This window comes from Paenibacillus nasutitermitis, assembly GCF_014641075.1.
In the GTDB taxonomy this organism is placed as follows: domain Bacteria; phylum Bacillota; class Bacilli; order Paenibacillales; family Paenibacillaceae; genus Paenibacillus_Z; species Paenibacillus_Z nasutitermitis.
Map to the genome: position 1 here is coordinate 99,512 of NZ_BMHP01000001.1, position 12,300 is coordinate 111,811.

At 54.1% G+C, this 12,300-nt stretch carries 7 protein-coding genes; all 7 read left to right on the forward strand.

Annotated elements, in window-relative coordinates; genetic code table 11:
• Nucleotides 1-225: 225 nt before the first annotated feature.
• A complete protein-coding gene (locus IEY46_RS00475; protein WP_188988091.1) occupies nt 226-2,001 on the forward strand; it encodes a sensor histidine kinase in 1,776 nt (591 codons plus the stop codon).
• On the forward strand, nt 1,976-3,652 hold the full coding sequence (locus tag IEY46_RS00480) for a response regulator transcription factor (protein WP_188988093.1): 1,677 nt from the start codon (nt 1,976-1,978) through the stop codon (nt 3,650-3,652). The genes IEY46_RS00475 and IEY46_RS00480 overlap by 26 nt, the downstream gene beginning before the upstream one ends.
• An 86-nt stretch (nt 3,653-3,738) precedes the next feature.
• Nucleotides 3,739-5,430 (forward strand): extracellular solute-binding protein, encoded by a 1,692-nt coding sequence (locus IEY46_RS00485; protein WP_188988095.1) that lies wholly within the window; start codon nt 3,739-3,741, stop codon nt 5,428-5,430.
• 78 nt (nt 5,431-5,508) lie between these two features.
• On the forward strand, nt 5,509-6,405 hold the full coding sequence (locus IEY46_RS00490) for an ABC transporter permease (RefSeq protein ID WP_188988097.1): 897 nt from the start codon (nt 5,509-5,511) through the stop codon (nt 6,403-6,405).
• A 14-nt stretch (nt 6,406-6,419) separates the two neighbouring features.
• Nucleotides 6,420-7,304 (forward strand): carbohydrate ABC transporter permease, encoded by an 885-nt coding sequence (locus IEY46_RS00495; RefSeq protein ID WP_188988099.1) that lies wholly within the window; start codon nt 6,420-6,422, stop codon nt 7,302-7,304.
• A gap of 173 nt (nt 7,305-7,477) precedes the next feature.
• Complete coding sequence (locus IEY46_RS00500; RefSeq protein WP_188988101.1) at nt 7,478-9,769, forward strand: glycoside hydrolase family 3 N-terminal domain-containing protein; 2,292 nt, start codon at nt 7,478-7,480, stop codon at nt 9,767-9,769.
• 37 nt (nt 9,770-9,806) lie between these two features.
• Nucleotides 9,807-12,245 (forward strand): glycoside hydrolase family 38 N-terminal domain-containing protein, encoded by a 2,439-nt coding sequence (locus tag IEY46_RS00505; protein ID WP_188988103.1) that lies wholly within the window; start codon nt 9,807-9,809, stop codon nt 12,243-12,245.
• Nucleotides 12,246-12,300 lie beyond the last annotated feature (55 nt).

Consider the following 12,300-nt stretch of genomic DNA (forward strand, 5'->3'; position numbering starts at 1 on the left):
TGCATTTTGTCTATTAACCTTACCATTCAGTTTACATTTTCAACAAATGCGGAGAAAGGCCTAAGCACGAAAAGCGGTGAATGATAAAGTTCTTCTTCTTTTTTTATCCATTTGCCACATAAAAGGGAACATGATATAAGTACTATGCTTGAAGATGATTTTAACGAAGGATATATGAAAGCGTTCACGAGAGGGGATCTTATTGAGAGGCAGGAAAAAAAGAAAATGAAAAAAATACCTGGCATTCTTAAGTTCAACATTTTATCGAAGCTCGTGGTGTCCTTTCTTCTTGTCGTCATTCCGATCTATGGAATCAGCCTTTACATGAACCAGTCGGCTGAAGAGAGCTTGCGCAGCGAGTTGTCCCAATCGGTCGTATCGAGACTTCACTTCTATGTCAGTTCGATCGAAACGGAGATGCAGCGGCTTATGAAGCTGAATCAAGCATTAATCTTTGACGATGAATTCCAGAAAATCAGAACGATCGCGCATGCGATGGACGACTTTACCCGGGCACAGACGATTCTCAGCGTAAAGAACAAGCTGGATCTCCTGAAGACATCGAGTCCTTATGTGGAAGAAGTTAAGGTGTTTATTCCATCCTTGGGACGAGGCATCTTTGCGAATAGCTTCGACAATCATATCCCTGCTGACGAGCTTGAGATTCTGGAGCAGTCGCCAAGCAAGTACGGGACGCCCTTCACCTACTGGAAAGGCCGACTTCTCTTAAGCGAAGTGTATCCAGAACCGATCCACAAGGCCAGCTTGACGATTGCTCTGGGCGTGGAACTGTCGGGAGAACAACTGCAGCATTCGTTGGAGCAGTTGAGCAACATGAAAGGGGCCGGCGCATCGTTTGTCAATCTTCAGCAGGACTGGGTCGTCTCGGACGGGAAGAACGACATGGTTTTGCCGGAGCTTCGGGCATTCCTCGAAAAACCTGGATTCCAGGACAGCAAAACCGGGCAAGGCATCGTCGACGTTCAGGGCAGCAGGTATCTGCTAACCTTCGAGTATTCGCAATTGTTGGATACGTATTTGACGGTTTACGTACCGGAGAGCGAACTGTTGGGACCGCTGAGCAAGCACCGCATGCTGCTATGGATGCTGTCCATTATATCTTTGGCGGTCATCCTATTATTTTCGTTATGGATCTATCGTCTCATTCATCGTCCGCTCCGGCGGCTCGTCATCTCTTTCCGCAAGGTGGAGAGGGGCGACATGAATGTCGAGATTCATCATCAGAACAAGGACGAATTCAACTATCTGTATGCACAGTTCAATGCGATGGTGCACAAGCTTCATCTGCTGATTCAGGAAGTTTACGAAGAACGGATCAGGTCCCAGCAATCCGAGCTTAAGCAGCTGCAGTCGCAAATCAACCCTCATTTTCTGTACAATAGCCTGTATATTTTAAAAGGGTTGGTTCAGATGGATGACAATCGCTCGGCCGAGACTCTGATCGAGCATCTAGGGGAATATTTCATGTTCATTACGAGGACCGGAACGGAAGAGATTTCATTGGAACAGGAATTCGCGCATTCGAAAGCCTATACGGAAATTCAGGACATGCGGTTCTTCAACCGGATCGAAGTCGAATGGGCGGAAATTCCGGAGCAGTATCGGAGTACGCAAGTGCCTCGGCTGATTTTGCAGCCTATCATCGAGAATGCGTATGAGCATGGGTTGGAGGAGAAATTAAGCGGCGGCAAACTCAGCGTTTCGGTCCTTCCAGACAGCGACGCCCTGCGCATCATCGTGGAGGACAATGGCGACAAGCTCGACGAGGAGCGTTTGCTGCTAACCCGGGAACAGCTTCGTACAGGGAAGAAGAACAAAGAGAGCACGGGATTGTTCAATGTGCACCGGCGCCTGCAGATCAAATACGGCGAATCGTACGGCGTGTCGGTAGCCCGCGGGGCGTCCGGCGGAATGAGGGTGGAACTGAAGCTCGCCTGCAAGGAGGAAGAGAGACATGTACAGATTGCTGATCGTGGATGACGAACCGATCATCGTGGAAAGTCTGCTGGATCTGTTCGAGCGGAAAGCAGGACTGGAACTGGAAGTATACGGCGTATGCGCTTCGACCGATGCGCTGGACATGCTGGAGAGGACGAAGATCGACATCGTCTTGACCGACATCCGCATGCCGGGCTTGAGCGGCATCGAGCTGCACCGGGAAATTATCGGACGCTGGCCCTGGTGCAAAGTCATTTTTCTGTCCGGGTATAACGATTTCGAATTTATCCAGGAGGTCATGCGCAACGGCGGCGTCGATTATTTGCTGAAGAGCGAAGGAAGCGACGCGATTGTATGCGCTGTTCAGAAAGCGATGCAGGCATTGACAGACGCGATTGAGGTTGAAAACCTGATTGAACGGTCAATGAAGCAGACACAGAAGATTCAACCGTTCCTGCAAAAGGAACTGCTATGGAGACTCACCCAGTCCGACGCCCATTCGCTTCATTCAATCGGCGAGCAGTTCCGGGAACTGAACATTCCGCTGAAGGCCGAAGAACCTGTGCTTCTCGTCATCGGCCGGATCGATGAATGGCGGGAGGGGACGAGTGCCTTCGACAAAGCGCTCTATCTGTTTGCCGTTCAGAACATTGCGGATGAATATATGGGGGCCACTATCCGTCAAGTCTCCTTCGAGTTCGAGGAGAAGTCGAAGATTGCCTGGCTGATTCAGCTGAATCATGATCTCATTCACCCGGGTGGGGAGTTGGAGGCGAGACAGCGGACGCTGTCGTTTGTCAAAGGTGCGGCAGAGATGATCCAGCATGCGTGCGATAATCTGCTCACTATGAAACTGTCGTTCGCCGTCGGCACGACTTACCGGGAATGGCACGAGCTATCCGACCTGTTCGAGCATTTGCGCTTGCTGATGAGCCGGGGTCTGGGACTGGGTCACGAATTGCTGCTGCTGGAACAGAAGTCGTCGGAGGTCGCCGTCGATACCTACGACCGTGAGCTCCGCAATCAAATGAAAAAAATCGCTCTGATCCAGACGCTGCTGGAAAATGGCCAGAAGGAGCAATTTTTTGCCGAATACGTCGCGCTGATGAAGGTCGCGGCGGCCGGATCCGAGACAATGGATGGCATCCGGACGGAAATTTATTTTACGCTTGTTTCGATTTTTCTATCGTACGTAAACCGCTGGAAGGTCCGGGACGAAATCGGGGACGCCGTCAACTTGGGGAAGATGACGCTGCTGGACTGGAATCATTGGCCCGAAATTACCGATTACTTCTCGCAATTGGCCGAGGCTATCTTTGAATGGAAGTCGTCGGGACAGGATTTCCAGGAGATGGATGTCATCAGCCAGGTCCAGCATTATGTGCTGCATAATCTGGCAGGCGATTTGAGCCTGAACCGGATTGCCGAGATGGTGGGCCATAATCCGTCGTATCTGTCCCGGCTCTACAAGCGGATCACGGGCGAGGGGATATCCGAGTTCATTATGGCCGTCCGGATCAAGAAGACGCAGGAACTGCTGCGGGAAAACAAGCTCAAGATTAGCGAAATCTCGAAAGCTGTCGGATTTTTGTCGGAACAGTCATTTTACCGCTTCTTCCGTAAGGTGACGAATTTGACGCCTCAGGAATATCGGGATCAGGACAGTAAGTCAACAGATGCTAGTCGGATGTAAACAACGGTGAATAGAGAAGCCGCTTCGGGCTGCATTATAATCAAAATGTAGACAACGCAAGCGACAAGATTTAAGGGGGAATCGATATGGCAAAGAAGAAATGGCTGTCGGCCGCTTCGGCTTGTGTACTGGGCCTGACAATCGTTGTAAGCGCTTGTTCGAACGGCGGTAAGGCTGATGAGCCGAAGCCGGAGAAATCGGACAACAATACCGGTAGCAATGCAACAACCGACGGTCCACTTGTAAAATACGATCCGCCTATTGAAGTCCATGCCGTTCGGGGCAGCTTGCCGGATGACCGGTTCAAGAACGGCGATACCATGGACAATAACGTTTGGACGAAAGAATATGAAAGCGCGCTTGGCGTCAAACTGATCTATGATTGGACCGCCGATGGGAACGGTGGAGACGAGAGCGCGTTGAACAAGAAGCTGAACGTCGCGATCGCTTCCGACGAAATTCCGAACGTGTTCGGAGTCAGCATGAAGCAGTTGAGTCAGCTCATCGAAGCGGATCAGGTTCAGGATATGACGGAAGTGTTCGAGAAATACGCGACTCCTGAGCTGAAGGAATTGGCGCAGCAGGACGGCGGTCTCGCTCTGAAATCGGCGACGTTCGACGGCAAGCTAATGGCCATCCCGAAATTCGGCGGCAATATCGAAGGGGCGGATGTCGTCTGGATTCGGACTGACTGGCTGAAGAAGCTGAATCTGGAAGCGCCGAAGACGATGGACGACCTGATGAAAATTTCTGAAGCGTTCGTGAAGCAAGATCCGGACGGCAACGGCAAGGACGACACGTTCGGTCTGGCGCTGACGAAGGATCTGTACGGGGGCATGTCCAACCTGACCGGTTTCTTCAACGGCTTCCATGCTTACCCGAACATCTGGGTGAAGGATGCTTCCGGCAAGCTTGTTTACGGCAACGTCCAGCCTGAGATGAAGGCGGCGCTGGCCAAGCTGCAGGAGCTCTACAAGGCCGGTCATCTGGATCGCGAGTTCGCGGTGAAAGACGGCGGTAAAGTAACCGAGTCGATCTCCCAGAACAAAGTCGGCATCCAGTATGGCGCTAACTGGAATTCCTACTATCCGCTGAACGATGCAATGAAGCAAAATCCGGGCATGGACTGGAAACCGTTCCCGATCGTATCGGTCGACGACAAGCCCGCCAGCCCGGGACTCGGATTCGCCATCTTTGAGTACTATGTGGCGGCCAAAGATTTCAAGAATCCAGAGGTCATTGTAAAGATGCTGAATCTTCAGCATGAACGCTTCTATGGCAAGACGGCAGACTGGCAAAAATATTCGACGGCCAAGGACGGAACGGAAATTTTCCAGTATCCGTTGTTCCAGGTGTTCCCGCCAAACAAGAACATCCCGGACAACTTCGAGGCGATCAAGGAAGCATTCAAATCGAAGGATACATCCAAGCTCAATCAGGAACAAAAAGACAACTATGACAAAATCGCCGCTTACAAGGGCGGTGACATGGCGAACTGGGCGGTAGACCGTCAAACCGGACCGGAAGGCTCGGCCTTCGAAGCGCTAACCGACTACAAATCTCACGCCATCACTACCGGATTCCTGGGCGCCAACACACCTACGATGGTCACGAAGAAAGGTACGCTTGACAAGATGGAGCGCGAAGTATTCACGAAAATCATCATGGGCTCCGCTTCGATCGACGAGTTCGACAAGTTTGTTGCAGACTGGAAGAAGCTTGGCGGAGACGATATGACGAAAGAAGTCAACGAATTTGTTTCGGCTCAACAGCAATAGCAAAGCCTGGTGCAGAGGGAGGGGGTGGAATCTTCATCCACTGCCTCTGTCTTATTTTACGAAAGAAGGTGACGACCCATGCGAAGCAAATGGAAGCGAGAACTTCCCCTGCATTTGCTGGTTCTGCCGAGTCTTGCGCTCATCCTGATCTACAGCTATGTTCCGATGTTCGGTCTTGTCATGGCGTTCCAGAAATTTACGGCTGCCAAAGGGTTCTTCGGTTCCGCCTGGGTAGGCTTGGACAATTTCAAGTATGTGTTTGAGCTGCCGGGGACGATGCAGGTTATCTGGAACACGGTGCTGATCGCCGGCATGAAAATTGTCGCCGGTCTCATCGTACCGGTTACGATTGCCCTCTTGCTCAATGAAGTTCGCATTGCCTTCCTCAAGCGGGGCATTCAGACGCTCATCTACTTGCCGCACTTTCTGTCCTGGATTATTCTGGGCGGCATTCTGATCGACATACTGTCTCCCAGCTCAGGCATTATCAATCAGATTCTCGTAGGGCTGGGTATCGACCCGATCTTCTTCCTGGGAGACAACCGATGGTTCCGCTACGTGCTCGTCATCTCCGACGTCTGGAAGGAATTCGGTTTCAGCACGATTGTTTACTTGGCCGCCTTGACCAATGTCAGTCCGATGCTGTACGAGGCCGCTGTCATCGACGGCGCGACGCGCTGGAAGCAGACGCTGTACATTACGCTTCCGGGCATTCTGCCGATCGTCATTCTGATGACGACGCTGAGCCTGGGCAACGTACTGAACGCAGGCTTCGAGCAGGTTTTCACCTTGTATAATTCGACTGTCTATGAAACCGGCGATATTCTGGATACGCTCGTGTATCGGATCGGCGTCGTGGACGCCCAGTACAGCGTAGCTACTGCGGTAGGCCTGTTCAAATCGTTCGTATCGCTCATCTTCATTTCCGTTTCGTATTTGCTGGCGTATCGATTGGCCGGTTACCGGATATTTTAGGGAGGTTGTCGCCAATGTTTCTTAAGCCATCAATGAGTTACCGGGTTTTTGCCTGGTTCAATCACGCCTTCCTGATCCTGATCGCGTTGTTATGTCTCGCTCCGATGGTCCATGTACTGGCTATTTCGCTTAGCACGAGTAGCGCGGCTACAGCCGGGCTGGTCAAGCTGTGGCCTATCGATTTCACGCTCGGGTCTTATAAATTCATTCTGGAGAGCAAGCAGTTCATGTCTTCGTTCCTCATCTCGATCGAGCGGGTCGTCCTCGGCGTATCGCTCAGCATGCTGCTGTCCGTTACGCTCGCTTATCCGCTGTCCAAGGAGCAGAAGGATTTCCGCTTCCGCACCTTCTATGCCTGGATATTCGTTTTCACCATTCTGTTTAACGGCGGCTTGATTCCATGGTATATGACGATTAAAATGACGGGGCTGATCGATACGATCTGGGCGCTTGTGCTGCCGGGAGCCGTTCAAGTGTTCAACGCGATTCTGCTTTTGAACTTCTTCCGGGGCTTGCCCAAAGAATTGGAGGAATCCTGCTTCATCGACGGCGGATCGCACTGGACGACGCTGTGGCGGATTTACCTGCCGATCTCGCTGCCGGCGCTGGCCACCATTATGCTGTTCTCGTTCGTCGGCCAATGGAATGCCTGGTTCGATGGGCTGATGCTGATGAACAAGCCGTCCAACTATCCGTTGTCCACCTACTTGCAAACGATCATCATTCAGCCGGACATGTCCAAGATCAGCGTGCTGCAGGCCAAAAACTTAAGTGAAATATCGGATCGCACGACCAAAGCGGCACAAATTATCGTCGGCTCGCTTCCGATTCTCATTATTTACCCGTTTCTGCAGAAATATTTCGTTAAAGGACTTGTTATCGGCAGCGTAAAAGAATAGCGATAAATGGCTACTGACGATCGTAACGCTCAATATTCTGTCTTTAATATGCAAAAAGTTGACTTTACTTTTCAAAGACCGGATGGACCGGCATTCTGTATAATGTAAACAAGCCGTGGCATGAGGCATTATATATTCCGACTAGAAATATATGCAGGACTTGGAGGACGACGATGACGGATTACCCTTATCGCAGAGCGTCGCTGCCGACGGATGAACGGGTGAACGATCTGCTCGGCCGTATGACGATCGGCGAGAAAATCGGCCAGCTGGTCCAATTATTCGGCTGGCAGGCCTATACCCGAGCCGACGGTAAATTGCATATCGACACAGAATATGAAAAGTTGATCGTTGCGGGAGATGTCGGCTCCTTTTACGGATTTCTGCGCGCCGACCCGTGGACGGGGGTCACGCTCGAGACGGGGATGCAGCCGGGCGAGAGCGCCGAGGCCGTGAACTTCGTCCAGCGCCTGGCTGTCGAGCTATCGCGGCTCGGCATCCCGATTCTGTTCGGGGAAGAATGTGCACATGGCCATATGTCGATCGGGGGGACGGTCTTTCCCGTGCCGATCGCCGCGGCCAGCACATGGAATCCGGCCTTGTTCGAGCAGGCGAATGCAGCCGTGGCCGAGGAAACGAGGGCGAGAGGCGGCGCTGCGACATACTCGCCTATTCTCGACATCGTTCGCGACCCCAGATGGGGCCGGACCGAGGAGACGTTCGGCGAAGATCCGATGCTGTGCGCGGCAATGGGAACGGCGGCCGTTCGCGGTATGCAGGGAGCGATCCCCGGGCGCGGCATAGCGGCAACCGTCAAACATTTCGCCGGATACGGCGCCTCCGTAGGCGGGCGCAACGGCGCTCCTGCCTCTATAGGTCCGATTGAGCTGCGGGAGAAAGACCTGTACCCGTTCGAGAAAGCGGTGGAAGCAGGTGCAATGTCGGTCATGACGGCGTACAACGAAATCGACGGGATTCCCTGCACGTCAAATCGAGAACTGTTAACCGACATCTTGCGCGGGGAATGGGGCTTCGACGGGTTCGTCATTACCGATTGCGGCGCGCTCGGGATGTTGGCGGGTGGACACCGCGTCGCAGCGAATTATCGGGAAGCAGCCGCGTTGGCGCTTGATGCGGGCATTGATATGGAGATGTCGGGGGAAGTGTTCAAGAATCATTTGCTTGCCGCCATCGATGCGGGCCAAGTGTCCATGGTCGTATTGGACCGGGCCGTTGCCCGCATATTAAGCGTGAAATTCAGACTGGGACTTTTCGAAAATCCATATGCGAACCCGGAGCGGGCGGCGGAAGTCGTCGGTTCGGCGGCGCATCGCCGTCTTGCGCGGGAATTGGCCCAAGAAGGGATCGTTCTCCTTAGCAACCGCAATCAGTTGCTGCCGTTGGCCAAGTCGCTGAAGAATATCGCCGTAATTGGACCGAACGCGTCCAACCGGTACAATCAGCTTGGCGATTACACCTCGCCGCAGCCGCCGGAAGCGATCGTGACAATTCTACAAGGCATTCGCGACAAGGTCGGCGCCGAAATCAATGTCCGCTACGCCGAAGGCTGCCGTATTCTGGGGGATGACCGTTCCGGCTTCGCCGCGGCGGTAGAATCGGCACGCGGCGCCGATGTGGCCGTCGTCGTCGTGGGCGGATCGAGCGCCCGCCAATTCGGCGACAACACGATCGATTTCGTGACCGGGGCCAATCTGGTGGCGGAGGGCGACTCCGACATGGATTCCGGCGAAGGCGTCGACCGGATCGACCTGACACTGTCCGGCGTCCAGCTCGATCTGGTCAAGGCGGTCCATGATACGGGGGTACCCGTCGTAGTCGTCTATGTTAACGGCCGCCCGGTGAGCGAGCCGTGGATCCACGAGCATATCGATGCCGTGCTGGAAGCTTGGTATCCGGGGCAGGAAGGCGGACATGCGATTGCCGATGTGTTGTTCGGCGACTGCAACCCGTCGGGCAAAATGCCAATTTCCGTTCCCAGGAGCGTCGGGCAGCTGCCGGTATATTACCAGCAGCGGAGAACAAACGGCAAGCGTTACCTGGAGATGGACAATGAGCCTTTATACCGGTTCGGCTGCGGGCTCAGCTATACGACATTCGTCTATTCCGGGCTGACTGTTGTTCCCGAGCGGATACCCGTCGATGGAGAAGCAACGGTTTCCGTCGATGTGTCGAACACGGGCACGATGGCCGGCAAGGAGATTGTACAGGTCTACATTCGCGACGAGGTCGGCTCGGTGACCCGCCCGGTGATGGAGCTGAAGGCGTTCAGCAAAATCGCGCTGGAGCCGGGACAATCGGCCACTGTAAGTTTCACGATCGGCAAGGAGCAATTGCAGCTTGTCAACCGTGCAATGAAACGTGTCGTCGAACCGGGTGCTTTCAAGGTGCTGGTAGGCGGCAGTCCCGCCGATTTGTTGGAAGTGCCGTTCACTGTGATAAGTTAGAAGTATTCATCATTAATCATCGAAGGAGATGCGAGAGATGACTAAAGCTGCTAATTGGACGATTTACGCGATCCAGCATTCTCACACCGATGTCGGTTATACCGAACGTCAAGAGAAAATCCGTCAATACCATGTCGATTTCATTCGTCAAGCGCTCGGCATTATTCGAGAAATCCGTTCCGGCAACCGTCCGGACTGGAAAGGATACAAATGGGTCTGCGAAACGTTTTGGCCGATTGAATCGTTTCTGGCCAAAGCGACGGAGACGGAGCGCAAGGAACTGGCAGAGGCATTCCGCCGCGGCGATTTCGGTCTGTCCGGCACATACCTGAACATGAGCGAACTGGTTGGCAAGGAATTGTTGGACGCGATGCTCGGCCGAATTCGCGACTATGCGCAGTCGATTGACGTGAAGCTCGAATCGGCGATGACCGCCGACATTACCGGCTTCAGCTGGGGCTACGGGCAATCGCTTCACGATAATGGCATCCGCAACATGATCACTTGCATCCATACGCATCACTCCATGTTCCCGCTGCGGAAGAAGCAAACGCCGTTCTGGTGGGAGACGCCGAAGGGTGATCGCATCCTGATCTGGAATGGCGAGCACTACGTGTTCGGCAACGATCTGGGCATCCAGCCCGGTCTGGGCGGCAACTACACCATCCGCGACGAGATGGATACGAGCAAGGGCGGCGTGACGTTCGAGATGGCCGAAATCCGCATCAACCGCTACCTGGAACGGTTGAAGAAGGATGGCTTCCCTTATCCGTTCGTGCCGGTCATGCTGTCGGGCTTGCCGACGGACAACGGTTCGCCAAACCCCCAAATGATGGAATTCGTAAACAAGTGGAACGAGAAGCACGGCGATGATATTCGCATTCAACCTGCCACACTGGACGATTTCTTCGCCGAAGTGCGGAAGTATTCAGACGACATTCCGGTACACCGGGGCGACTGGCCGGACTGGTGGACGGACGGTACCGGCTCGACGCCGATGCATGTGCAAGTGTTCCGGGAGGCACAGCGCGTCTACGAGAAAGTAAGACGCTTGGATCCTGCCTGCGAAATCGTGCCACAAGCGACGATCAAACAGATGGAGTACGATCTGATGCTGTTCGCTGAGCATACATGGGGCTACCATTCCTCTGTCTCGGAGCCATGGAATCCGTTCGTGCAAGAGCTGGGCGTGCGCAAAGATGCGTTCGCCGCGAATGCGAGCACGCTGGCTCATACGGCGCTCTACGACATACTGGAAGCGAAGGGCGATTCGCTGCTGGCGCCGGATCGACCGATGCGTTTCAACATCAGCAACCCGTATTCCTTCGTGCAGGAGGATTATGCCCACTTCATTATGGAGTCCTGGCATTTGGATGAGATCCGAGGCGGGTTTGAGGTTTTCGACGAAGCAAGCGGCGACGTCTATCCTTCTCAGCTTCGGGTCGCCCATCGAGGCGTCATCGTCACTGTACCGGTTACGCTGCAGCCAGGCGAAGAGCGGACGCTGCGCATTCGCGCTGTCGCGATGCCTTCCGACCGGACGGCGTTCAACGTGGACTTGCTCGGATCGGACCGGATTACCGATATTGCGGACCCGAACGACAATTCGGCTTTGAAAGTGACGTACACGTCGCTGGAAACGCCGTTCGTACGCATGGAATGGCGTCTGGGCGACGGCATCGTCTCCTGGATGGATAAGAAGACAGGCAAGGAGATGCTGCGCCCCGACCGCAACCATCATGCGTTCACCCCGGTCTATGACGTGACGAAGGCGGCCAAAGTCGAGGAAATGAACGATATTCGCCGCAAAATGGGCCGCAACCGCAAAGGGCCGGACGCACACATCTCCGTCGGCAAATTGACGAAGGCCGAGGTGGTCGACAAAGGCGAGCTGTACGCGAGCGTACGACTGACCTATGAAGTGGACGGCTGCCAGCACTACTCGCTGCTCGTGACCGCCTACGCGGACAAGCCGCGCATGGATGTTGCGGTGCGGATGCACAAGAACAGCGTGTGGGACCCGGAAAATATCTATGTCTCGATTCCGTTCGGTGGACCGATCGAAGCCGGCAAGCAGGAGCTGTGGGTGGACAAGCTGCAGGTGCCGACGCGTCTGCGCATCGACCAGCTTCCGGGCAGCCTGATCGACTACTATTGTCTTGGCGAAGGCGCGGTCTATACCGAGGCGAACAGCGGTGTCGCAATCGCCATGCCGGATACGCCGCTCATTCAACTGGGCTCGCTGAAGCATGAGTTCCGTTTATTGCAAGACGACGAAGGCATGAAGGACGATCCGGCTCATCTGTACGCCTGGCCAATGAACAACTACTGGGAGACGAACTTCCGCGCCACGCTGGGCGGCTTCTACGAATTCCGCTATTTCGTTGCCTGGGGCGATGGGTTCCTACAGCCTGAAGCGGCGCTGGAAACATGCCGCAGCATGAATGCCGGCGTGTTGGCGTGGCGGATCAAGTAATTTTTGGTCCATGCTGGCCGGACGAGTGACGTGCAGGATGCGAAAGGAGAACAAC